Annotated in this window: 24 protein-coding genes and 1 pseudogene; 17 read left to right on the forward strand and 8 right to left on the reverse strand. The window is 39.1% G+C overall.

The window, feature by feature from the left end:
* Window positions 1–139 precede the first annotated feature (139 nt).
* The 4 genes and pseudogenes from IMO47_RS14850 to IMO47_RS14865 form a co-directional block, all read right to left on the reverse strand.
* Complete coding sequence (locus tag IMO47_RS14850; protein ID WP_196075403.1) at window positions 140–1,942, reverse strand: acyl-CoA dehydrogenase C-terminal domain-containing protein; 1,803 nt, start codon at window positions 1,940–1,942, stop codon at window positions 140–142.
* Between the two features lie 412 nt (window positions 1,943–2,354).
* Complete coding sequence (locus IMO47_RS14855) at window positions 2,355–2,882, reverse strand: hypothetical protein (RefSeq protein WP_196075378.1); 528 nt, start codon at window positions 2,880–2,882, stop codon at window positions 2,355–2,357.
* 354 nt (window positions 2,883–3,236) lie between these two features.
* Window positions 3,237–4,886 carry an acyl-CoA synthetase gene (locus IMO47_RS14860; RefSeq protein WP_196075379.1) on the reverse strand — a complete coding sequence of 550 codons (1,650 nt, stop codon included), beginning with the start codon at window positions 4,884–4,886 and terminating at the stop codon, window positions 3,237–3,239.
* A gap of 234 nt (window positions 4,887–5,120) precedes the next feature.
* Window positions 5,121–6,166 (reverse strand): annotated as a pseudogene (locus IMO47_RS14865) (AraC family transcriptional regulator).
* Window positions 6,167–6,598: 432 nt separating this feature from the next.
* Between IMO47_RS14865 and IMO47_RS14870 the strand changes: the two are divergent.
* The 3 genes from IMO47_RS14870 to IMO47_RS14880 all read left to right on the forward strand — a co-directional run bounded on the left by IMO47_RS14870 (window position 6,599) and on the right by IMO47_RS14880 (window position 10,888).
* Complete coding sequence (locus IMO47_RS14870) at window positions 6,599–8,365, forward strand: neutral/alkaline non-lysosomal ceramidase N-terminal domain-containing protein (protein ID WP_196075380.1); 1,767 nt, start codon at window positions 6,599–6,601, stop codon at window positions 8,363–8,365.
* A gap of 12 nt (window positions 8,366–8,377) precedes the next feature.
* Window positions 8,378–9,652 carry a D-arabinono-1,4-lactone oxidase gene (locus IMO47_RS14875; RefSeq protein ID WP_196075381.1) on the forward strand — a complete coding sequence of 425 codons (1,275 nt, stop codon included), beginning with the start codon at window positions 8,378–8,380 and terminating at the stop codon, window positions 9,650–9,652.
* 75 nt (window positions 9,653–9,727) lie between these two features.
* On the forward strand, window positions 9,728–10,888 hold the full coding sequence (locus tag IMO47_RS14880) for an alanine racemase (RefSeq protein WP_196075382.1): 1,161 nt from the start codon (window positions 9,728–9,730) through the stop codon (window positions 10,886–10,888).
* Window positions 10,889–10,948: 60 nt separating this feature from the next.
* On the opposite strand, the gene IMO47_RS14885 is transcribed toward IMO47_RS14880, so the two are convergent.
* Window positions 10,949–12,022, reverse strand: coding sequence for a hypothetical protein (locus IMO47_RS14885; RefSeq protein WP_196075383.1), 1,074 nt, complete (start codon window positions 12,020–12,022; stop codon window positions 10,949–10,951).
* A 256-nt stretch (window positions 12,023–12,278) separates the two neighbouring features.
* Between IMO47_RS14885 and thrS the strand changes: the two genes are divergently transcribed.
* The 7 genes from thrS (at window position 12,279) to IMO47_RS14920 (ending at window position 17,232) form a co-directional block, all read left to right on the forward strand.
* Window positions 12,279–14,201: a threonine--tRNA ligase gene (gene thrS, locus IMO47_RS14890; protein ID WP_196075384.1), complete on the forward strand. Its 1,923-nt coding sequence runs from the start codon at window positions 12,279–12,281 to the stop codon at window positions 14,199–14,201.
* 5 nt (window positions 14,202–14,206) lie between these two features.
* The gene (gene infC, locus IMO47_RS14895) at window positions 14,207–14,758 is read left to right on the forward strand and encodes a translation initiation factor IF-3 (RefSeq protein ID WP_080633117.1); all 552 of its coding nucleotides are present in this window, start codon (window positions 14,207–14,209) and stop codon (window positions 14,756–14,758) included.
* 87 nt (window positions 14,759–14,845) lie between these two features.
* The gene (locus IMO47_RS14900) at window positions 14,846–15,163 is read left to right on the forward strand and encodes a hypothetical protein (RefSeq protein ID WP_196075385.1); all 318 of its coding nucleotides are present in this window, start codon (window positions 14,846–14,848) and stop codon (window positions 15,161–15,163) included.
* A gap of 195 nt (window positions 15,164–15,358) precedes the next feature.
* Window positions 15,359–15,976 carry a glutathione S-transferase N-terminal domain-containing protein gene (locus IMO47_RS14905; protein WP_196075386.1) on the forward strand — a complete coding sequence of 206 codons (618 nt, stop codon included), beginning with the start codon at window positions 15,359–15,361 and terminating at the stop codon, window positions 15,974–15,976.
* A gap of 81 nt (window positions 15,977–16,057) precedes the next feature.
* A complete protein-coding gene (locus IMO47_RS14910) occupies window positions 16,058–16,348 on the forward strand; it encodes a hypothetical protein (RefSeq protein WP_196075387.1) in 291 nt (96 codons plus the stop codon).
* Between the two features lie 31 nt (window positions 16,349–16,379).
* Window positions 16,380–16,805, forward strand: a complete 426-nt coding sequence (locus tag IMO47_RS14915; protein WP_196075388.1) for a hypothetical protein — start codon at window positions 16,380–16,382, stop codon at window positions 16,803–16,805.
* A gap of 1 nt (window position 16,806) precedes the next feature.
* Window positions 16,807–17,232: a YqaA family protein gene (locus tag IMO47_RS14920; protein WP_196075389.1), complete on the forward strand. Its 426-nt coding sequence runs from the start codon at window positions 16,807–16,809 to the stop codon at window positions 17,230–17,232.
* Here IMO47_RS14920 and IMO47_RS14925 read toward each other — a convergent pair.
* Both IMO47_RS14925 and IMO47_RS14930 read right to left on the reverse strand, forming a co-directional pair.
* A complete protein-coding gene (locus IMO47_RS14925) occupies window positions 17,229–17,993 on the reverse strand; it encodes an energy transducer TonB (protein ID WP_196075390.1) in 765 nt (254 codons plus the stop codon). The genes IMO47_RS14920 and IMO47_RS14925 overlap by 4 nt on opposite strands.
* 134 nt (window positions 17,994–18,127) lie before the next feature.
* Window positions 18,128–19,378, reverse strand: coding sequence for an MFS transporter (locus IMO47_RS14930; RefSeq protein WP_196075391.1), 1,251 nt, complete (start codon window positions 19,376–19,378; stop codon window positions 18,128–18,130).
* Between the two features lie 224 nt (window positions 19,379–19,602).
* On the opposite strand from IMO47_RS14930, the gene rpmI reads away from it, so the two are divergent.
* From rpmI to IMO47_RS14960, 6 genes are all read left to right on the forward strand, one after another.
* Complete coding sequence (rpmI, locus tag IMO47_RS14935) at window positions 19,603–19,797, forward strand: 50S ribosomal protein L35 (RefSeq protein WP_002054552.1); 195 nt, start codon at window positions 19,603–19,605, stop codon at window positions 19,795–19,797.
* Window positions 19,798–19,808: 11 nt separating this feature from the next.
* Entirely contained in the window at window positions 19,809–20,168 is a 360-nt protein-coding gene (gene rplT / locus IMO47_RS14940; protein ID WP_004723060.1) for a 50S ribosomal protein L20, read from the forward strand.
* 106 nt (window positions 20,169–20,274) lie between these two features.
* Window positions 20,275–20,673 carry a hypothetical protein gene (locus tag IMO47_RS14945; protein WP_196075392.1) on the forward strand — a complete coding sequence of 133 codons (399 nt, stop codon included), beginning with the start codon at window positions 20,275–20,277 and terminating at the stop codon, window positions 20,671–20,673.
* A gap of 140 nt (window positions 20,674–20,813) precedes the next feature.
* The gene (locus tag IMO47_RS14950; RefSeq protein WP_004827866.1) at window positions 20,814–21,011 is read left to right on the forward strand and encodes a hypothetical protein; all 198 of its coding nucleotides are present in this window, start codon (window positions 20,814–20,816) and stop codon (window positions 21,009–21,011) included.
* A gap of 93 nt (window positions 21,012–21,104) precedes the next feature.
* The gene (locus IMO47_RS14955; protein WP_196075393.1) at window positions 21,105–21,635 is read left to right on the forward strand and encodes an adenylate kinase; all 531 of its coding nucleotides are present in this window, start codon (window positions 21,105–21,107) and stop codon (window positions 21,633–21,635) included.
* A gap of 248 nt (window positions 21,636–21,883) precedes the next feature.
* Window positions 21,884–22,432 (forward strand): NADAR family protein, encoded by a 549-nt coding sequence (locus IMO47_RS14960; protein WP_196075394.1) that lies wholly within the window; start codon window positions 21,884–21,886, stop codon window positions 22,430–22,432.
* Window positions 22,433–22,476: 44 nt separating this feature from the next.
* On the opposite strand, the gene IMO47_RS14965 is transcribed toward IMO47_RS14960, so the two are convergent.
* A complete protein-coding gene (locus IMO47_RS14965) occupies window positions 22,477–23,514 on the reverse strand; it encodes a hypothetical protein (RefSeq protein ID WP_196075395.1) in 1,038 nt (345 codons plus the stop codon).
* Window positions 23,515–23,731: 217 nt separating this feature from the next.
* Between IMO47_RS14965 and pheS the strand changes: the two genes are divergently transcribed.
* Complete coding sequence (gene pheS / locus IMO47_RS14970) at window positions 23,732–24,712, forward strand: phenylalanine--tRNA ligase subunit alpha (protein WP_196075396.1); 981 nt, start codon at window positions 23,732–23,734, stop codon at window positions 24,710–24,712.
* Window positions 24,713–24,802 lie beyond the last annotated feature (90 nt).

Raw genomic sequence — 24,802 nt, forward strand, 5'->3', positions numbered from 1 at the left:
CAATGATGAATGTTGTTAGATGATCTAAGTGAAATTACGGTCTATTTATAAAGAAAAAGGACTGTCAAAGCTATGACCGTCCTTTCTCTATTTCTGCACTCTTGAGTACAGTTTTTAAATGTCTAATTCGACATTCTACTTAGAATGCAAAATCTTCAGCATCTAATGACATCAAAGGATCTAAGCCACCAGCAATCACATCTACATGTGAGCGAACACGTGGGAGAATCTTTTTGAAGTAGAAACGAGCAGTCTTGATTTTTGCATTGTAGAAACCAGTTTCAGTAGAACCTTCAGCCAATTTCTGTTGAGCAACAAGCGCCATGCGCGCCCATAAGAATGCAAGTGTTACATAGCCAGAGAAGTATAAGTAATCTACCGCAGCAGCACCCACCTCATCAGGGTTTTGCATTGCTTTCATACCGATCTGCATGGTTAAATCACCCCACTCTTTATTCAGAGCAGCCAATGGTTCAACAAATTCTTTGAGCTCAGCATTGTCTTTGTTGGCTTCTGCAAATTTATGGATAATCTTGGTGAAGTCTTTCAACATTGCACCTTGAGTTCCCAATACTTTACGCCCTAACAAATCAAGCGCTTGGATTTCAGTCGTACCTTCGTATAAGCAGGAGATACGTGTATCACGTACAATTTGCTCCATACCATGTTCAGAAATAAAGCCGTGACCACCAAATACTTGTACACCATGTTTTGCCGACTCTGAACCTGTTTCAGTTAAGAATGCTTTTGCAATTGGCGTCAGTAAAGACAAGATGTTGTCAGCGAATTTACGATCTTCTTCCGTTACACCTTGTTCTACGATATCTGCATATTGAGACAAGAAGTAAACAAGAGCACGACCGCCTTCAGCAAATGCTTTTTGCGTCATCAACATGTTGCGTACAGCAGGGTGAACAATGATTGGATCAGCTTCTTTCTCCGGCGCTTTAGGACCAGACAGTGAACGCATTGCCAAACGATCTTTGGCATATGCAAGTGCGCCCTGGAAAGATGACTCTGATGCAGTTAAACCTTGAACAGCGGTACCAATACGTGCAGTGTTCATAAAGGTGAACATGCAGTGTAGACCTTTGTTTTCTGGTCCAATCAAGAAACCTTTCGCATTGTCAAAGTTGATCACACATGTGGCATTACCATGGATACCCATTTTGTGTTCGATTGAACCACAACGAACGCCATTGCGGTCTGCAATAGAACCGTCAGCATTTACATTGAATTTTGGAACGATGAATAATGAAATACCTTTAGTACCTTTAGGTGCGCCCGGTAAACGTGCGAGAACAATGTGAACAATGTTCTCAGCCATGTCGTGTTCACCTGCTGAAATAAAGATTTTTTCACCAGAGATTGCATAGCTGCCATCTGCCTGAGGTTCAGCTTTAGAACGGATAATACCAAGGTCAGAACCTGCATGAGATTCTGTTAGACACATTGTACCTGTCCACTCACCTGAAACCAGTTTAGGCAGATAAGTTGCTTTTTGTTCAGCAGAACCGTGATGTTCAATAGTACGTACTGCACCATGAGAAAGACCAGGATACATGCCCCAAGCCCAGTTTGCTGCACCGACCATTTCAGAAATAGCTGTTGCCAATGAACCAGGTAAGCCTTGACCGCCATGTTCTTCAGGAACTGAAAGAGAAGGGAAACCGAGTTCTACATATTTGTCATACGCTGCTTTAAAGCCGGTAGGCGTAGTCACAACACCATCATCCCACTTACAGCCTTCACGATCACCGATTTGGTTCAAAGGAGAAAGTTCATTTTCACAGAAATCCGCGCCAGCTTCTAAATACTGATTAATCAATTCACGGCTTACGGTTTCTTGGAACGCAGGGAGTTTAGCGTAATGTTCTTCTGCATTTAATAATTCATGCAGAACGAAGTGCATATCACGTAAGGGTGCTTTGTATTGTGGCATATCGGTTTCCTCAATACTGGTTAAACCAGATTTATAATCTTCATAAATACGATGTGTGTCTTCTATGACACATATTTGTTCTGCTACATCGTGCAACATCTTATAGTGACGTACAAGTATTTCATGGTTATTTCTCTGTGACTGTAAAGTCAAAGAAAAATGGCTTGAAACTTGTAAGTGCATTGAGTGTAAACAGTTTTCATTGAAAAATAAGGATACAAATAGTCAAAATCGTAAAAAGTTGTGTCCAATAAAATGAGGGTAAAAACGATGAGCTATCAGAGGAAAATTGGCTAAAAAATAATGGAACCATTCAAGTCATGATAAACTTTATAAAAATAGCTGTTTTATGCTGATTTTATAGTGAATCAGCCATTCCATTTACGCATGTAAGTTTCAGTGTTGCTGTCTATTATTCAGATTTTTCAGTCCAGAGCTGTTCTACAATTTGTTCAGTTGAATATTCAAAGTATTTGCCGTTTTGATCTTTATTGCGCTGAAATAAGCGATGATGAAAATATTTAAAATTAAGTTCTAAAAAATGATAGAAATAACCGTCTGGAAAGACGGTACGAATATAAAAAGAATAAATAAAAGCATTTTCTTGTTGGGCAGTAAAATCCGACTTTTTAATTCGTTGAACAATCTCAGTCAGTTCTTGCCTTGAAATATCCTTGAGCATTTTAGGCTCGGGTAGGCAAATATCAAAGCTTAAGTTTTCGATGCCTTCGGCTTCCCACCACTCCCAAAGATCATATCGACTGATATCTTTACGAGTGATTTGTGTAAGTTTTTCACTGAGTTTTTGATATTCTACGGAGTCTTCATCACCGAATTCATCACATATGCGGGTGTAATTCGCAATCAATTCGAGCACAGTCGGATAAAGTTGTTGTGCCGTTTCGAAATCGGGTTCTATTTCTGTACGAAGTTTATTCATGGTTAAGTATCAGAGCTCTTGCGAAAATAAGCTTTGGGACGATTTTTAAAAGTATGCAAGTTGGAAGTATTGAATGCTGATTTTTTTGACTATAGCTAATTTCTAAAAGTTCTATCACAAAAATACCCTGTAAAATACCATTTTATGCGGCTTTAGAGTGGCTAATAAATTAAGTAATCATTGATAACGCAAGCAGCCTATTTTATCGTATAAAACATAGACTAAAAAATCATGAACCTATCGAAGTCGCTTTGGATGCCATCAGGGGGGATCGAGTCCTCTCCTTTGGATCATCTGCTTTACTTAGACGAGCCAAAGGTGATTTCTATCAAGGAGAAGATTACGAAACTTAAATCATGACTGAAATTCACCTACTGAACGCTCTTTTGCCCAGTCACGCAAGATAAATTTCTGTAACTTTCCTGTTGATGTTTTTGGAATCTCACAAATCACGACGCTTTTGGGTACTTTAAAACGTGCCAAATGCTGTTTGCAAAACTCAATCACTTCCTCAGAAGTTGTTTCTGCACCTTGCTTCAGCTCAATAAAAGCGCAAGGCACTTCTTGCCAACGGGGATCAGGTTGAGCGACCACCGCTGCTGTCATAATGGCAGGATGGGTATAGAGTACTTCTTCTACCTCCAATGAGGAGATATTCTCACCGCCGGAAATAATGATGTCTTTAGAACGATCCATGATTTTTGCATAACCATCGGGTTGGCAAACGGCTAAATCACCGGTATGAAACCAGCCTCCCTTAAATGCTTCTTCAGTCGCTTGGGTGTTTTTTAAATAACCTTTCATCACAATGTTGCCACGGAACATAATTTCCCCCATGGTCTTGCCATCATTTGGAACAGGTTGCATTGTTTCTGCATCTAGAACACGCATACCATCTTGCAAAGGATAAGGAACACCTTGACGCGAATGCAATTGAGCCTGCTCTTGTATCGACAAATCACTCCATCCTGCTTGTGATGCACATAATGCTGAAGGACCATAGGTTTCTGTAAGTCCATAAACATGATTTACTTGAACACCAATATGATGCATACCCTCAATAATTGCCGCCGGAGGTGCCGCGCCAGCCACCATGACTTCAACATGATGTTTAAATTTAATCTGCTTATCTTTTGGTGTGTTAATCAACATTGATAAGACAATCGGCGCACCACAGAAATAATCAACTTTGTATTGATCAATCAGTTTGTAAACCAGTTCAGGGTCAATTTTACGTAAACAGATATTGGTGCCGCCATTGGCTGCTACAGTCCAGGCAAAACACCAGCCATTACAGTGAAATAGGGGGAGTGTCCATAGGTATTTACAACGTGGTGTCATACCACATGCGATGATATTGCTTGCGGCATTAATATAAGCACCACGATGGTGATAGACCACACCTTTGGGATTGCCTGTTGTTCCAGAGGTATAATTCAGGCTGATGGCATCCCATTCATCTTGAGGTAAGTGCCATTCAAAATCGGGATCTCCACCTTGAAGCCATTGTTCATATTCGATTTGACCAATACGCGGAGACGTATCATTTTTCTCATATTCAACGTCAGCAACATCAATGATATAGATACTCTGAGACAGCATGGCTACAGCTTCTTGCGCCAATGCCGCAAATTCAGGGTCAACCAAAAGTACTTTGGTTTCTGCATGTTCTAACATGAATGCGATGGTTTTCGCATCTAACCGGGTATTCAAGGTGTTTAATACAGCCCCCGCCATAGGGACGGCAAAATGCGCTTCGACCATAGCCGGAATATTCGGTAAAAGAACGGAAACCGTATCATTTTTCTCAATGCCTAGATTTCGTAATTGATGTGCAAATTGGCGACAACGTTGATAAGTTTGTCGCCAAGAAATATGGCGCTGACCATGAACGATTGCATCCTGATCAGGATAAATATAAGCCGCGCGTTCTAGGTAACGTAAAGGTGATAATGCTACAAAATTTGCAGGTGTGCGTGGTAATTCATCATATGCACTGACCATGTTGAGCTCCGTCTCTATTTGTTCTAATGTCCATGCTTAAAAGATAGGCACAACAAGAACAAAATTCATTTATGCTTTAGTCGAGTATGGGTTAAAATGTAAATGTATTTACATGGTTTTGTCCTGTTGATGTTTAAAAGCTGATTTTTAAGAGTTTGAATTAAATGAATATTTTAATTAATTTTTGGCAATTCGAAAATTAGGGAGCTGTCTGGATATTTACCTATTTAAATATTAGGGAATTGAACTTATGAGTTTGGTTTTCTTATACTCAGTCGGAGAAAATCCTGTCCATTTCTTGAATGCGCGACGAAACTCTCTCAGCTCACTAAAGCCTAAATTAAAACTGATTTGGCTGATTGATTGTCTTCAAGCCATTGCTTGGCTTTATGTTCTAAAACTTGTTGCTTCAAGTGCTGAAAACTCAGACCATCGTTAAGTAGTAAACGTCTTAAGTGGCGTTCACTTAAATGGAAATGCTGCGCAGCCTGCTGCATATCAAAACGCTCTGGCAAATGACTTTCAATTAAATGCTGTAATACATGAACTATACTGTGCTGATTGATTTGATTAAATTGCTTTAATGCCTGCTGACACATTTGGATCGCAATTTGGTAGTTAACTGGACTGTGGTTTTTAAGTGGTTTGGCTAATAGGGTATTTGGAAATCGAATCAAATTTCTGTTGCTTTTAAAAATTATGGGGCACTGAAAAATACGCTGATATTCTTGTATGTACGCGGAATGATCATAGCTGAGTTCTAGGTTGATGAGTTCATAATCCCGATCTAACATCATGTTTAGACAGGTCATGATACTGGCAAAAACTTCATCACAAAAAAATGCTTTGAGTGAACCACAATCACTGCGTTCAATCAGCTCGATTTCACAATAGTTTTGACTCAAATGAACACTTAAATCCAAAACACTGCCTGAAATAGGGTGATACTGCAAAGCTGTTTCCAGTGCTTCTGCAACAGTTTTGCACGCTTGCATTGCGAAACCCAAAATACCAATGGAAATTTGTCCTTCATGGCTACCCAATAATAAACCTAGATGCTTTTGTTGAGTACAGTTGAGGGCCTGCTGAATTACCCTGCAAAGTTCCGAAAACGCAACAAAACCTTGCCCTTGGCGAATCTGTTCCAAGTCAAGATTTTGTGGTTTAAACCAATCTTCATATTGCCAATCTTGTTGTTCCCCATAATGAATCAAACTGGTGAGGATCATAGGTGGAATATAAAATTGTGTATTGGCAAATTCCTTTTGTTGTGAGCCCATAAAGTCCGTTTAGCCCCCCATATTGTTGTTGCTTTTACCCTAGTTGGTATCGCATATTTTTGATTAATATTCAATCTAGTTCTAGTGTTGTATTAGGGTCTGTTGACAATTCGCCTATGTTTGCGACTAGGTGTGTTTTTTAGACGATTTTAGACGCGAAATACGAAATTTAGTCATTCTAAATAAGTAGTTCGAAACGAAGAAGCGGCAAAAAACACGCTAGTCCCCGCTACGCCTTGCGCTGCAAACAAAGCAGTGCTTTGTTCTTGCTCAGGGTTGTGGCTAAAATTATCTCAGGCTACGTTATGAAACTTGAAAATAGTCTCGCTATTCTCTTCGTTTCCTGCCTTGCCTGCTCAATTTTAACCTACAACCAAGCCATTTATGAAATGTCAACGGACCCTACTTAAAAATGATAAAGGAATATCGTATATGTTTTGGGTAGGCTGGGCTAAACACGAGATTGAAATTCAACCACAGGGTTATGCCATGTTTGGTTATGGTATGTGGTCGCATCGTGCCTATGAAAAACGTACAGCCTTATTTGCACGGAGTTTCAGTATTCGCCGTTCAGATTCGGAACAGCCTCTCTTATTTTGCTGTTTGGATTTAGGTTGTATTACCTATGCGATGCGTGAAGGTGTAGTTAAAGCTTTAACTGAAAAGTTGAATGGACAATTTAATCCGCAACGATTGGTATTGATGGCGACGCATACCCATTCTGGACCAGGTGGCTGTGCCTATGAAGCATTATATAATATGCCGACCCCGGGTTTTGTTCCTGAGCATTTAAATGCTGTGATCAATGCTGCTTTGTCCAGTATTCTTCAAGCAATTCAATCAGAACAACAAACCGAGATTTTTTATCAAACCCGTCAATTTCCTCATCATACACCTGTTGCATGGAATCGGTCATTAAATGCCTATAATCGTAATCCAGACGTGATTCATAGAACTGAAGCTGAAACACATCTTGCCTTAAATCGTGAAATGCAATTAATCGGTTTTTACCGTGAAGGGCAACTCTCCGGGTTTATTTCATTATTTGGTGTTCATGCAACATGTTTGGGTAATCAACTCAACGCGCATGATGGTGATAACAAAGGTTATGCTGCGATACAAAGTGAAGCGTATTTATTGCGGCAAGGTGTTCCAAATCCCGTTGCAATTTTTGCACAAGCCACTGCTGGGGATGTATCTCCACATTTTCATGGTCCGAAACAAAATATAATTCGCAGTAGAATCAAAGGTGAAAAACAATATCAATATGCGCAACAGAATGGTCGCTATCAAAGTGAGTTGGCGATTAAAGCATTGACTGAAAGTCTAGAAAAAAGGGAAGTTCACCAAAATCAATGGAGAGGTGGACCAATGAAACTTAACGGCGGTATAGATGCTATCTTGAGTTATGTTGATTTAAGTCAGGTTGAGGTTCCGAGCGAGTTTAGTCAGGTGCCTTACAGGGTGAGAACCAGTGCTGCCTGTCATGGTGTTGGATTTATGGGGGGGACACCCGTTGATGGTCAAGGTGCAGCAAAGCCTATCCTTAAAATTTTAACGCTGTTGTCAAGGCAAGTGCGTAAGAAACGTTTAGCAGATATCAATGCGCCAGATTATATCAAATACAAGGCGTTGTATGAATCTCAATTTCCCAAAGATATTGTGCTTGAAAGTCCTGATAACCGGTTGTTGGGCAAACATTTGGATTTTTCTCCAAGTGTTTTTGATCCGCTTATTGCGGAAATGAATCGTCAAGTGAAAGCAGGTGCAATTCAAACCAGTCCACTTGTTCCGAGTGTTATTCCTTTACAGATCATTCACATTGGTGCATTGGCATTGGTGTGTTGTCCGGGAGAGATTACCACGACAGCAGGGCAGCGTTTGATTCAAACAGTGGCAAAGCAACTGACAACTCATCAGATGATTTCAACCACGGCTCTAGTGTCTTACTGCAATGATTATATGGGATACATTACCACACAAGAAGAGTATCAAGAGCAAGCCTATGAAGGCGCGCACACCTTATATGGGCAGTGGACACATGCTGCAATTCAATTCAAGTTTCAATATCTTGCAAGCCAATTAATGATTGATGAGTCGCAACGCAAGTTTGATCAAGTCACTCGCCCTACAAAAATTTCACAACACGAAATAGACCTGAGAACAAATCATGGCAGTGTAAAAACCGCAGTACGCTAAAGGATCAGCATTATGAATCAGCAAAAATGGAACAATTGGTCTGGGTTTCAACAATCTCAACCTGAACATATTTTAAAACCCAGCAGTATAGATGAATTAAAAAGCATTGTTCAAAACCATCATAAGATCCGTGTTGTGGGCGCAGGTCATTCATTTACCCCGTTGGTGTGTACCGATGCAACACTATTGTCCTTAGACCATTTTTCTGGTGTAGAGAACATCGATACAGCATTAGCACAGGCCAATATTTGGTCAGGAACCCGGTTGTTTAATTTGGATCAATATTTAGAACCGATACAGCAGTCTTTAATGCAACAGGGGGATATCGACCAACAAAGCTTGGCTGGGGCGGTATCGACTGGAACACATGGAACAGGTATGGACTTGCATTGTATTTCTGCTTATGTGGAAGCTTTCGAACTCTTAACAGCATCAGGAGAAATACTGAGGTGTAGTCGCCAAGACAATCCCGATATTTTTGAAGCAGGACGAGTGTCTTTAGGAAGTTTGGGGATACTCACCAAGATCACCATGCAAAACAAACCGCGTTATAAATTGAAAGAAGATGTACGGCTTTGTTCGGTTAAAGATTTTTTTGAAAATATCGATCTATGGAAAACGCAACATCGTCATATCGAGTGTTTTGCATTTTCACATGCAGACCAATTGATATTAAAAACTCTAGACATCACGGATGAAGATATTCAACCGAGAAAATTATCCTGGCCATCAGAAGATGCCTTGCTTACGATATGCTGTGGTTTGACGAAGTCTTTTCCGGTATTGAATCCCAAGCTGCAAAAGTTATTAGGTGTCTTTGTCAAACCCACCACTTGCGTGGATTGGTCCAGTCAAATTTTTCCGACTCCACGCGAAACAAAGTTTAATGAGATGGAGTATCAAATTCCTGTACAGTCTGGTATGGAATGTTTACAAGCAGTATTAACCGCACTAAAACATGCGAAAGCACAAACATTTTTTCCAGTAGAATTTCGTTTTGTCAAAGGTGATGATATTTGGCTGAGTCCGTTCTATCAGCAGGATTCGATTTCAATTTCAGTCCATCAATATCACAAACAAGCTCCAAACCAATTATTTGATGAAATTGAACCGATTTTTCAGCATTATCATGGTCGCCCTCATTGGGGGAAAATGCATAACATGAGTGCTTCGCAGCTTCAAGACTTATACCCAAAGTGGAATGATTTTATGCAGTTAAGGGCTCAGCTTGACCCTACGCAAAAGTTTTTAAATCCTTATTTGGAAAAACTGTTCTTGAATACCTAATTCAGGTCATGGTGCATGAAAAAGGTTGAATAAGGTGGATGTTCAAAAATTAACAGTGAAAGATAGGGGTATGCAATGAATCATTTTTTTGAGCAGTTAAACCGGGATTTAAAACAATCCGCAGATGTGCTACCACAATTGATTGTTGATGGTCAGGCTTTAGCGCAAAATTTGCAATATGCAACAACCCAGTTTAAATACGCAACCCATTTACAGCCCCGTCTTGTGGTTAAATCTTTGGCATGTATGGAACTACTTAAGACGGTAAGTACCAAGCTGTCCACACAACGTTTTATGGTTTTTCACTTACCTCAATTGCTGCCGATTTTAGAGAATTTTTCAGAAGCTGATATTTTACTGGGAAAGCCGATGCCAGTAAGGCTGGTACAACAGTTTTATACCCATAATCCTCAATCGAAACACAACAATATTCAGTGGTTGGTTGATACCAAAGCACGTTTATTACAGTATCTTGAGGTGGCGAAAGTTTTAGCAATTCAGCTTCAGGTCAATATCGAGATAGATGTGGGGTTGCATCGTGGCGGTGTAGACTCAAAAGCGCAAATGATTGACCTACTCAGGTTGATTGAGCAGCATCCTGACAATTTAAAATTTTCAGGATTGATGGGCTACGATGCCCATGTGACAAAACTCCCACCTGTCATCAAGAAAGTTGAGGTGGCGTATCAAGAATCACAAGCAACTTATCAAAGCTACAAGGATGTGATTCAACAATTCTTTCCACAGCTTTGGCATTCTGATCTCTGTTTTAATGGGGGAGGCAGCCCGACCTTTTACCTCCATGTGAAACAGAGTGTGTGTAATGATCTTGCTTTTGGTTCAATGCTGCTTAAACCGAGCGACTTTGACAGTGAAGGACTACGTGTTTTAAAGGCGTGTTTATGGATTGCAACACCTGTATTAAAGGTGTTGCCGTATTCGCAATTACCAGGGTTGCCGATTTTAAACAAGCTTCCTCACCGGTCTAAAGCATTATTTGTGTATGGGGGCTATTGGATGGCTGACTATGTCTATCCCCAAGGAATTCATCCACATGTGCTGTATGGGCGTAGTACCAATCAAGAAATGGTGAATGTGCCAAAAACAACTCAAATCGAAGTTGATGATTTTGTATTTTTACGACCGACTCAAAGTGAAGCTGTTATTCCTCAGTTTGCCCAACTGACTTATTATCTAGATCGAAGTTTTAAAAAATGGGAAAGCTTTAGAGAGTGAATATATAATAAAAACCGCCATAGAAATGGCGGTTTTAAAAATAACAGATGATAGATCAAATCAAAGCGCTTGATTTAGCGCATCCGCTAAAGTTTGTACTGCTGTTTTATTGAAGTAAGTTTCTGACATATCAAGTTTGTCTTCTGATGGAGCCATTTGATCCTTTATTAAATCTCCAGAAATAACTTGATATGCTTGATATATTTTTCCATTCATTTCTACGCCTGTATAGTTATCAACAAAGCTCTTGGAGATACCTGTAGTTGGATTGATCGGATAGACAACTTTATAACCTGCAAATTGATCTTTATGCCAAATGTATCCAGATGGAAGTTCAATGTTATCAGTAAACTCTTCTAAGGATTTATAATCAGTTAGATCACTGTCATTAAATGTAATTGTAGGTGTATTAAATATTGATTGCTCAACATAGCTGAGTTTAGAACCAGAAGGAAACTTTGTTTGATTTGCTAATAATTTTTCTAAAGAACCTTTATGGTTGTTGATTATAATCTGGGCTAGGTCTGAATTTATATAACGCTCTACATTACCAGCATTTGGATAGTCGTAATATTTAAAGAGATCAGCAATGGTCATTCCCGAAATATCGATGTGTTTTAAATTTAATTTAATTTGATTTTCTATATGAATCGTACACTTATCGGTAAAACTATTGAATATCGCTGAGTTGTCATCTTGGCTGATGAGATAGCCCAATGGAAAGCCAACAGTCAAATTGGTTTGTTTAAAGCTTGTATCGAGTTTAGATTTCGTTAAAAGATATGATTCTAAAAAGTCAATATTTATTTGCTTTGGTTGATTTTTAAGTAAGGTGGTGAGATTTTGGTATATCACACCATTCGTAAGCTTATTTGAATATAATACGATAACATCCTCATCGCCACTGTCATTGGGTTGTGTCTCTAGAGAATAGATTTCATCACTAAAAAAGCCCAGTCCAGTCGTTTTAAGATTTTTGGGAAGTCCATGACTACATTCAATTTTTTCAGATTGGCTTTGGGTATTGGCTATATCTGATGTGTGTTCGTTATTGTTAGAACCGCCTCCACAGGCAGTTAATGCCAAGCCAACAAGGATTACAGAACTAAGTTTAGTTAAGTTTATCGAATTCATTTAGTTATCCATTGGTTTTATGTTTTTAAAGTCAATAAAATGTCACGCGGCGATGATAAATGACTGTTTCGACAAAATCAAAAACTAAAATTTAGATTAATTGAAGACAAAGGTTTATAAATACTCAGTAAAGGTGTAAAATTTCACACACTTTTTATTTTGTTCCACCGATTTTATCTTGAGGATCTTCCTCGATCATAATCTCGCGGTGACATGCTCCATTGTACGGGGCATCACTCCTTAAGGATTTTTAAATATGCCTATTATCACATTGCCAAATGGCGATCAGAAAAGTTTTGATCATGCTGTTTCCGTTATGGAAGTTGCCCAAAGTATTGGACCTGGACTGGCTAAAAATACAGTTGCAGGGAAAGTAAATGGTCGCTTAGTCGATGCAAGTGATTTAATTACCGAAGATTCAACATTACAAATCATTACCCCAAAAGATCAAGATGGCGTGGAGATTATCCGTCACTCTTGTGCACACTTGGTGGGTCATGCGGTAAAACAACTCTTCCCAGAAGCCAAAATGGTGATTGGTCCTGTCATTGAAGAAGGTTTCTACTATGACATCTGGATGCCTCGCCCGTTCACATTAGATGATATGGCAGCGATCGAAGCGCGCATGAAAAAGCTTATCGATCAAGATTACGATGTCATTAAAAAGATGACACCTCGTGATGAAGTCATTGCTGAATTTACTGCACGTGGTGAAGATTATAAATTACGCTTGATTGCAGACATGCCTGAAGAAACTCAAATGGGCTTGTACTATCATCAGGATTATTTAGATATGTGTCGTGGTCCCCACGTTCCAAATACTAAATTCTTAAAATCATTTAAACTCACTAAAATCTCTGGTGCATACTGGCGTGGTGATGCGAAGAACGAACAATTACAGCGTATTTATGGTACGGCTTGGGCAGATAAAAAAGAACTTGCTGCATATATCAAGCGTATTGAAGAAGCTGAAAAACGTGACCATCGTAAAATTGGTAAAGCATTAGACTTGTTCCATATGCAGGAAGAAGCGCCAGGTATGGTGTTCTGGCACGCCAATGGCTGGACGATTTACCAAGTGCTTGAACAATATATGCGCAAAGTTCAGCAGGATAATGGCTACCAAGAGATTAAAACCCCGCAGATTGTAGACTTTACACTGTGGGAAAAGTCGGGTCATGCTGCAAACTATGCAGAGAATATGTTTACGACACATTCAGAAAGTCGTAACTATGCTGTAAAACCAATGAACTGCCCATGTCATGTGCAAGTGTTCAATCAAGGTTTAAAGTCTTATCGTGATCTTCCAATTCGTTTGGCAGAGTTTGGTTCTTGTCACCGTAACGAACCATCAGGTTCATTGCACGGCATTATGCGTGTCCGTGGTTTTACCCAAGATGATGCGCATATTTTCTGTACAACTGAACAGATCGGTAAGGAAGTTGCAGACTTTATTAAACTCACTTTAGATGTTTATAAAGACTTTGGCTTTGAAGACGTTCAAATGAAATTGTCTACACGTCCTGAAAAACGCGTAGGTGCTGATGAACTTTGGGATGTTGCAGAAAAATCTTTAGCAGATGCTTTGGATGCTGCAAATCTTGATTGGGAAGAACAACCTGGCGAGGGCGCTTTTTATGGTCCGAAGATTGAATTTTCACTGAAAGACTGTTTAGGTCGTATCTGGCAATGCGGTACAATTCAGTGTGACTTCAACTTGCCGTTACGTTTAGATGCCTCATATGTAACAGAAGATAACGATCGTGACCATCCAGTGATGTTGCATCGTGCAATTCTTGGCAGTTTCGAGCGTTTTATTGGTATACTAATTGAACACTACGCAGGCTTTATGCCACCATGGTTGGCTCCAATCCAAGCATGTGTCATGAATATTACAGATTCTCAAGCGCAAGCTTGTGAACAAGTCGTCGCAAAACTCAAAGAAAATGGAATTCGAGCAATTTCAGACTTGAGAAATGAGAAAATCGGCTTTAAGATTCGTGAGCGTACACTGGAGCGTATTCCGTACTTATTGGTACTTGGAGATCGTGAGGTCGAAGAAGGTACTGTGAATGTCCGCACGCGCTCTGGAAAAAATTTAGGTACTATGTCAATAGATGCATTTATTGACCTAGTGAAAGCAGCCGTAGCCGAACGTGGCCGGTATATTGTGGAGTAAGAAAGATTAAACAGCCTGACCGTAACCAACAACAAGGTGCTAAAAGCAATCGTCCTGCATTAAATGATGAGATCAAAGCTAAAGAAGTACGTCTCGTTGCTGCAGATGGAGAGCAAAAAGGCATCGTTTCACTTGCTGAAGCTTTGCGTGCTGCTGAAGAAGCTGATCTTGATCTTGTTGAGATCGTGGCAAATGCAGAGCCACCTGTTTGTAAAATCATGGATTTCAACAAACATTTATTTGACTTGAAGCAAAAGCAAAAAGATGCGAAAAAGAAACAGCATCAAGTTCAGGTGAAAGAAATCAAGTTGCGCCCTGGTACAGACGTTGGTGATTACAATGTTAAGTTGCGTGCTATTCTGAAGTTTCTTGAAGAAGGCAACAAAGTCAAAATTACTTTACGTTTCCGTGGTCGTGAAATGGCTCACCAACAGTTGGGTCTTGCGCAATTACAAAAAATTGAGGCAGATGTGGCTGAATCAGGTGTAGTTGAACAAGCACCAAAAATGGAAGGTCGTCAAATGGGTATGTTACTTGGACCTAAAAAGAAAAAGTAATGTTACATTTGTGAAAAACAGCACTGCTTAAAGCGGTGCTTTTTTTTATTATTGAAAAGAAAATAAGTTAAATGTTGAGGACTGTACATGTCATCTATTCAAAATTTAAACGAATTATCCAATATTAACCAGAAAATTATTCAAGAGGGAGAAGTTCTCCCGGCAGTCACCTTGAAAGATGGAAGTAAAGTGCAAACAGGAACTGTTGCGACCATGCTGCACAATATTGATTTATATAACCAAGGTTCAAGAGGGGAGGTTGAACAAGAACTCATACTTGCCATTCCCACCTTGGTCAAAGTTGGATTATTCGATTTATTTAGTCCTGATGAATGGATTTCAGGGGATAATCCAGGGCGTCGTTTTGTGGGAGAAAAAGCTAAACAGTTTTTAGCATCACAATAGTCAAAATGTTTTGAATATAAATGTCATAGAATGAGAAATCATCTTGTTAAGAAAAATGTAATAACTGAATTTGAGAATAGATTATTAAAATAATCTATGTCTATTGCCTACAGAAGGCGAAGGATTCATGTTATAAAAGAAAACCATTAACGTAATAAAATTCAGAAAATACGTGAAAATGAAGAAGGATGAAATATGATTGATCTCTATTATTGGGGTACCCCCAATGGCCATAAAATTACCATCGCACTTGAAGAAATGGGATTGGATTATCAGATCTTTCCAATCAATATTCTAGAAAACGATCAATTTCAACCTGATTTTCTGCGTATCTCTCCTAACAATAAAATTCCAGCGATTGTTGATCAAAATGGTCCAAATGGCGAACCGATTTCAGTATTTGAGTCTGGGGCGATTTTACAATATTTGGGACGTAAAACCGGTTTGTATTATCCAACTCATGAGCAGGATCGCGTCGAAGTGGAACAATGGCTCATGTGGCAAATGGGTGGTTTCGGACCGATGTTAGGGCAAAATCATCATTTTGGGAAATTCGCCAAAGAAAAGATTCCTTATGCAATTGAGCGTTATGTCACTGAAACAAAACGTTTATATGGTGTCTTAAATAAACAGCTCATTGGGCAAAAATATGTTGCAGGCGAATATTCAATCGCGGATATGGCAATTTTACCGTGGGTTTTGCGTTATGAATGGCAGCAAATTGACTTAAATGATTATCCATATGTGCAAGAGTATGTTGAACGTTTAACTGCTCGGCCCGCCATACAGAAAGCACTTTCGATCAAAGTGTAAAATTCATTTTGTGTTAAAATAAGAAACCACCGTGTGTGGTTTTTTTAGATGTAAATTTTTGCACAATTGATAGGATTGGTCATGAAAGATTTCTTTTTAAACTTTACGAAAATATTAGAGACCAATTCAAAAATTTATTGGAGTATTATCGTTGGCATTGTTGGCTGTTTGATTTTATATATTGCTGAAATTGTGCATATTCAAAATGTGTTGGCTCAGATGAGTGGTCAAGACACAGCGGTTATTCGAACAGTTATTGATCCAATCGCACAAGGTTATCAATGGTCACGTATTGCGTTGATTATTTTAGCTCTGGTTTGGTCAAATGTTGAATATCGTAAAACCAAAAAGTCAATAAAGAAATCATCATGATGTAATGGGTGATAGACATGGGAAAAAATATATGCGATTTATAATACTTCGGCATTTTCTTGTGTCTTTTGCTTGGATGGTGTTGGCGACCAGTCTTTGTACGTTATTTCAATTTTATTCTGCATACGATTTTTTCTGGCCCATAATATGTGCCATCTTGAGTGTTTCAGGTTTTGTCTTCTCTGTGGTATTTGCCATTTATCAGTTTAAATTAAAGCAAAATCTTCGGCTTACGATTATTTTAGCGGCTGCGTTAGCAATTTATTTGATTGTTTTATTCTATGGTTTTATCCATGTGAAAATAGATTGGCAAGCGATTTCTGAAGGAAAATTACAACTTAGCTTATGGCAGCAATGGCTTAAATCAGAACTTTCTTTCTGGCTTGCATTTTTTGTTCCATTTATCTTGTCCTTTGTGATCTACACATTTAAATCCAAACAAAATTCATCAACCTAATATGGCTTATCTTTTATTATTTCTCTCCGCATTTGGTGCAGCCACGCTATTGCCATTGCAGTCAGAAGCGGTATTGGTGGGACTTCTGGTACAAGCACATCATTCTGCATATTTGCTTGTTCTTGTTGCAACCATTGGAAATGTATTAGGCTCATGTGTGAATTGGTATTTAGGACTGAAAATAGAACAATTCAAAGATAAAAAATGGTTTCCTGTTTCTGAGAAAAATATGTTCAAAGCGGAAAAAATATATCAAAAATATGGTTTTTGGTCGTTACTATTCAGTTGGACCCCTGTGATTGGTGATCCAATTACGCTTATCGCAGGATTAATGAAAGAAAACTTTTGGCGTTTTTTATTGATTGTGACCATTGCTAAAGCAGGTAGATATTGTGTGATCTACCTGATTTTTAGCGGATGGATTTAGTTGCAGTCTTTGAGTTTAAATTGTATTTCGTCATTGAATGAACTTGGTTTGAATGTCCATAAGGTTCGATAAGAGCGTTTTACTTGTACCTGAGTCTGCTCAACGGCTTGGATGACTTGTTGATCGATTGCATTTACGCCTGATAATTGAGTTAATTTAACGCGCTTTACCTTACCTTGTTGATCGACTTTAAACTTAAATTTGACGGTTCGATCTTTGTTTTTGAGTAAAACAGCATCAAGGGAGAGTTGAGGCTGTTGCATATAATGGAAGGCAACAGACTTATCTTGTGTCTGCTTTATCCAATGTTTTGAATTAAAAGTAAAGTGACATTCAGACAGTTGTCCCTGACCCTGTGTATTGTCTTGGGCATTTTCCATAGTTAAAGTAAAAGTTTGATAACCGACAATCGGAACGGCTTTACCATTTTTACTATATGGTTTTACTTTGGCAGCTTCTACTGCATCAATCAACTTTTGATCGAGTGCCGTAATTCCTGTGCTTTCTTGCACTTCAGCATCTGTGACTTGCCCTGAGCTGTTGGCACTCACGCGGATGATGGCAGAACGATCCTGTGTTTTTAATTCTGCTGTATGATATTGAACTTGTGGAAACTTAATCCACTGTATCCGGGTTGTGAGGTGTAAAGGAGCATTGCGTTCAGATTGTTCTCCTTTAACTTGTATTGTTGGGAGTTTATCTGCGCTATAGCCATAGGTTGAAAGGCATATCAGGCCAGGAATGAAAAGAGCTTTATTCATAAGTTTAGCTTTCCATGCAGCTGAGTGTGCATGAGGTTAATTTAATTGTGCAAAGTATTTATCGAATTTACTTATCTCGCAATAGAAAATGCACCTTAAGGTGCATTTTTTACGGTTATTTAAGCCGATAATCGTTATTTTTTTACTTGGGTGATATCGACTGAAAATAGATCAGAGGTTTTAATCCAACTGATCGCAACGACTGCCATAGTCATACATCCGCCAAATACAGTTGCTGTAATCGTACCCAAATATTTTGCTGCGAGTCCAGATTCGAAAGCACCAAGCTCATTACTTGATGAAACAAACATACCATTCACAGCTGCAACACGACCACGCATATTCTCAGGAGGGTAGACTTGTAAAATAGTTTGGCGTACCACCACAGAAATACTGTCACATGAACCTGTCATGCCTAAAGCAAATAAAGAAAGCCATAGATTGTTTGAACATGCGAAAATAATGGTAAAGATTCCGAAACCCGCAACCGCAATCAGCATATTCCTCCAAGCGTGGTGCGTTGGTGGGAATTTAGTGAGCGCAATCATGGTGATCAGCGCACCGATCGACGGTGCCGCACGTAGATATCCCAAACCTTCAGGACCTACTTTCAGAATATCTTCAGCAAAAATAGGTAGTAAGGCGATAACACCACCAAACAACACTGAAGCTAAATCCAGTGAAATTGCCCAAAGCACAATTTTGGTTTTCCAGATAAATCGAAAACCTTCGCTTAAACTGTCCCAGAGATTGTCTTGTTCCATGGTGGGAAAAGTACGCTTTTTCAACAGTGTGATTAAGCAAAAGCAGATAAATAAAAGTATGGAGACAGAAAGTAAACTATTTTCCCTTCCAATTCCAGCAAGCATAAAACCGCCAAGCATGGGACCAATAATGACACCACTTTGCCACCCGATTGTGGTCCAAGTTGCACCATTGGCATACAGTTCACGGGGAATCAAAAAGGGTTTTAATGATGTTGCAGATGGATTATAGAAACCGCGAATAGTACCTAAGGCAAAAATTACAGCATAAATGCCCCAAGACAGGATGGTGACCCCAATCTGTCCATGATCATAACTGTGAAATAAATACCAAAGTACTAAAGGTAAGGGAAAAGAACAGAATAGACAGACTTTCATAATACTTTGTTTATTCAGTTTATCGGCAAAGTAACCTCCCCACAGTGACAAGGCGATAAAAGGAATTGCCTCAGCCAATCCAATCAAACCCAGCGTAAGCGGGTCCTTGGTAATTTGATAAAGGGAGTAGGCGACAATAATTTCTTGGATCAAAATTGCCAGTGTTAAACAAAATTGATTGATGGTGACGATGGAGAAATCTCGATAGCGAAGTGCAGCAAAAGCATCCTGTGCAGGGGTCATAACTGTCCAGTTTTATCATGATGTGACGATTATAAAGATTAAATGTGGATTCTCCTTATAAAAAATGATGGAATTTTCATCGGAAATTACATTGAATAACCAATAAATAGTGCGAGGTTTTGCTTTTGTTTTATACAGAGATGATTTAGAATATTGCCTCCCTTACCTGCAGGTCGTATTCGCAATGGTGCGAACGTACCGAACAGGTGTTTAAAGAGGTTGTTATGGCTAAGTTAAAAACTCGCCGTGGTGCAGCTAAGCGTTTCAAAGCGACTGCTAACGGTTTCAAGCGTAAACAAGCGTTCAAACGCCACATTTTGACCAAAAAATCTGCTAAACGTATTCGTCAATTGCGCGGTTGTGTCATGGTTCACGTAAGTGACATGAATTCAGTTCGTCGTATGTGCCCATACATCTAAGGAGATTATAAATGGCTCGTGTAAAACGTGGTGTACAGGCTCATCGCCGTCATAAAAAAATTCTTGCTCGTGCTAAAGGTTACTATGGCGCGCGTTCACGTGTTTATCGTGTAGCGTTCCAAGCAGTAATTAAAGCAGGTCAATACGCTTACCGTGACCGTCGTCAAAAGAAACGTCAATTCCGTGCTTTATGGATTGCGCGTATCAATGCTGGTGCTCGTCAAAATGGTTTGTCGTACAGCCGTATGATCGATGGCTTGAAAAAAGCTCAAGTGATCATCGACCGTCGCGTACTTGCTGACATTGCTATGCATGACTCAGTTGCGTTTGCTGCTTTAGCTGAAAAAGCTAAAGGTGCATTAGCTGCTTAATCATCTTTGATGATTGAAAAGAGACCGCTTTTTAGCGGTCTTTTTTATGATTGAATGTTGGCGTTTGAATAGCATTAATTTTTAATCATGAGGTTATAGAGCATTTATGCGTAGGCAATATCATTTCCGCCGTGTGGGGAACGATACTTATATTTGGGATGTACACCATTTGGTTGCATTGAGCAGAGACTTGCCAATTCATGAGGTTTTATTATCCGAGATACAGGAACTTCATGAAGCGTATTGGTTTCCAGATACACACCCAACGACACAGCAAATACTTGAGCATGTTCAACTGATCCAAGCAGCAGATTTTGCTTATCCCATTCTTCTGTCTGCAGATGGAAGAGTCATGGATGGGATGCATCGCGTTGCCAAGGCAAAATTACTCAACCACCAAAACATTAATGCTGTTCGATTCGATATTACGCCACCGCCTGACTATCTCAATGTGGATGAAGATGATTTAGATTATGGGGATGACCTGACTGATGAAAGAGCCTAGAGATAAACATACTGAATAAAAATTTGAATAGGTGCAGTAGAAACGTGAAGTTATTACATAATATCAACGTGAAAGTATTATAGATTTTAAAATAGCTCGCATACAGTAGAAGGATAAAGTAAAAATATTCTGGAGTATTTATGCGTGTAGAAATCGCGGGTTTGCAGCAAGGTGCCATTGAAGTTGAATTACAATTATTGCCAAGAATCGGTGAAACTTTAAAAGTGATGTATGGTGCAGATGCTGAAGTGAAAGGCGAAGTTACTGCTGTTGAACACTATATTAATCAGCATGCCAATGAACATAAAGTGATTTTGACGATCCGTCCACTTTTCTGAAAGTTGATCTTTCAGTTGAATAAAATATTTTTAAATTCTTGTGATAAAAAGTAGCTGATGGGGCTGCTTTTTTTTATTAAGAAGTGAATTGCAATGAATAAAATTAATGTGGTGGGGACCTCTGCTGTTGGTAAATCAACATTTGCAAAAAAGCTTGCTGAGAAACTACGACTCAATTATATCGAGTTGGATGATTTGTTTTGGCTTGATGATTGGGAAGAAACTCCAGACAATGCTTTTTTCTTGAAAATTCAAAAGGCAATTGATTTGGCCGGCAATGGGTTTGTAATTGATGGAAATTATACGCGAACAACACCTATCAAATGGCAGGCTGTTGATACTGTTATTTGGTTAGACCTTCCTTTTCATATCAATCTTTGCCAATCTATAAAACGTGCGCTATCACGGGCAATTTTTAACAAGAAGCTCTGGGAACATTCGAATAATCGTGAGAGTTTTAGTAAAATGTTCAGTACGGATTCAATTATTTGGTGGATGATTAAAACTCACCAAAAAAATCGCCGGCAATATATTGCAATGATGAATGATCCTCAATATTCACATATTCAGTTTATACATTTGAAATCCCGAAAAGATTGCGATCAATTTTTACGTTCGTGCTAAGTCATTTATGCTTGGCTAAATTTTACAAATCATTGGAACAGGCTTGATGATGAAGGATTTTCTAATCATTTTGTGATCATTTTTGATTTGGAAGTGAACTGTATTTTTATTGAGCGACATCAAATCCCATAAGTCCTGATTTTTAAGGTGATATGATGAAACCGCTATTGAATCAGTGATTTATAGTAATTATGATGCTTGTTTTGCATCGGTTAAAAAGAGAAGTGAAAGACAGACAGGAAAATAAAATGAACGATTCCGAGTTATTAACAACTTTACAAGAACAGATAAAGCGTGGAGAAAAATATAGCTATTTGTGTTTTTGGGGGCATCGTCAAAAGACGCAAGAAAAGATAGACAAGAGCTGTTTAAGCCAATGGTTTCCAGCAAAATTTAACATTGATGGTGTTGATTATCAAAATACCGAACAATATATGATGGCGCAGAAAGCCAAACTGTTTAAGGATGAAAATGTTTTTCAGAAAATTTTATTGACAAAGGATCCGAAGGAAATCAAAGCATTAGGGCGTCAGGTCAAAAATTATCAAGATGAGATTTGGATTGCGCATCGTTATGAGATTGTGGTTCAAGGAAATCTGGCAAAGTTTTCCCAAAATAAGAGTCTGCAACAATTTTTGTTGAGTACCTCTGAGCAAATCATTGTTGAAGCTTCACCTGTGGATCGGATTTGGGGGATTGGTTTGGCTGCTGATCATACAGATGCAATGAATCCACTGAAATGGCAAGGTTTAAATTTATTGGGATTCGCATTGATGGAAGTGAGAAAGCAACTTTAGGCTTGCTTTCTCTTGAGTACTGGTTTTATCCGGATGTTTAAGGTTTACAATCCAAAATAATAAGCAGCCAGACAGATAAGAATAGTCACGACAATTAAAGCAAAAACGCCAGTTTTCGCGGGTTTGTGTTCATGATTTGTATGGGCGGGATGGGCACTAAAAGATTGGCGTTTTTCAGTTTTAATGTCCTCAACGGTGTCAAATGGAGATGCAATGGCTTTAGGGGTTAAACGCGCCGATTGATAGTGATTGGCAACTTTAACAATAAATTTTGCTTTTAAATCTTCAATCTTCTGTAAGAAGTGACGTAAATTCATTTGTTGTTCTGGACTAAGGCTTTGCGCATTGTCATCATAGGGATGTTTTATTTTTGCCAGAATAAATTCTTCAAGTGCATCGAAACGGTATAGGGTTTCATTGGCATAATCAGCTTGATCATCACTTGGGAAAAGGGCAAGTTTGAGACTGCTATCATCCGCGATATATTCACTGCTATTTAAACCATAATAAGGTAAGTCTTTGTTTACTGGTTCCGTAAAACCTTTGGCATATTGACTGTCAAACAATTCATTGTCCGTGTATACCTGAATATCATCCCAGTTTGGTGTAACGAGATCTTGCTCGATGCGTTTAATGAGTTTTGCATTAAGATCATAACGCCAGAATATTTCTGTTCGAATATTTGCACGTTGCAGTTCTGGCGCTTCATAGTCATTGTCTGCGCTATACCATTCCGGCAGCTCTTTACCAAAAATCCAAGCGGTTTTCTTTTGAGATTCGTGACTGACAATAAAGTGAGGAATCGCCAATAATTCGACATTCGCATTGGGATTTTGTTCATCATTCAAAAGACTGGAACTATGTAAGCTGATGCGATATACGCCTTGCTTTTTTAGACCCTCAAGCCAGATTTGAAAATGTTGGGCTAGAAGATGTTGGGTGATTAAATCTCGAAAGCCAAAAGCGTGATGATTAAAAATGGCGTGGTTCACCCAACGAGAAAAACTAATTTCTTGGCTAAGATATTGATTGCCATAAGTGACGAGTGCAAGTTGGCGTTTCCAGATTTGATCAAGTGCCATTTTTTATAGATCTCAGTGACATTGGATTTATTTTATACCGTTTATAAATCAGAGTTCTAGCGTTTCAACAGTATTCAAACATGGAAATATACAAATTATTGGGAATTAGTTGTGACTAATCGTATTTTTCGTCAGGAGGAAACTTCATTCAACTGCATAAAAACTGTTAGAATATGCAGTTATATTATTTTTCTAAAATATTGCTTTGAGAGTTACTATGTCACTGGAAGCCCTGACCACTGAAGCGCTCGCTGCGATTGCAGCAGCTCAAGACCTTGCAACACTCGATCAAGTACGAGTGCAATTTACAGGGAAAAAAAGCCAGCTCGCGGAACAATCTAAGGCACTTGGTAAAATGGATCCTGAAGAACGTAAAGTTCAGGGTGCAGCGATTCATGCAGTACGTGAGGCCATCTCTACAGCATTGACTGAGCGCCAAGAGCAATTACAAAAAGCGGCTCTAGAACAAAAGCTTGCAAGTGAAACCATTGATATTACCTTGCCGGGTCGTGGACAGGCTGTCGGGAGTATTCATCCTGTTACTCAAGTTCAGGAACGAATTTGCCAATTTTTTACCAAAGCAGGCTTTACTGTTGCAACTGGTCCAGAAGTCGAGGATGACTATCACAACTTTGAAGCACTGAATATTCCAGGTCATCATCCAGCACGTGCAATGCACGATACGTTTTATTTTGATGCTAATCATTTATTGCGTACGCATACCTCTGGCGTGCAAGTCCGTACCATGGAAAACAATCAGCCACCGATCCGTATTGTATGCCCTGGTCGTGTCTATCGTTGCGACTCTGATCAAACGCATTCACCAATGTTTCATCAAATCGAAGGATTGTACGTTGCTGAAAATACCAGTTTTGCAGAATTAAAAGGCTTGCTGATTAACTTGTTAAACGAGTTTTTTGAAAAAGACTTGAAAGTCCGTTTCCGTCCTTCATATTTCCCGTTCACTGAGCCAAGTGCTGAAGTGGATATCATGGATGAGCGTGGTCGTTGGTTGGAGGTTCTAGGTTGCGGTATGGTGCACCCAAATGTATTGCAAGCAGCGGGTATTGATCCTGAAAAATATAAAGGTTTTGCCTTTGGTTTAGGTGTAGAACGTTTTGCAATGTTGCGTTACGGCATTAACGATTTACGTATGTTCTATCAAAACGATGTGCGTTTTTTACGCCAATTTGCTTAACACATTTATACCTCTCCCTGACCTCTACTCAACAGAGAGCGATGTCATAGACAAAAAAGAGGAAGGGGCTCCTGATTTTCAAAGGGAGTC

This window comes from Acinetobacter sp. Res13-Abat-PEC15-P4-01 (genome assembly GCF_015676285.1).
Lineage (GTDB): Bacteria > Pseudomonadota > Gammaproteobacteria > Pseudomonadales > Moraxellaceae > Acinetobacter > Acinetobacter nematophilus.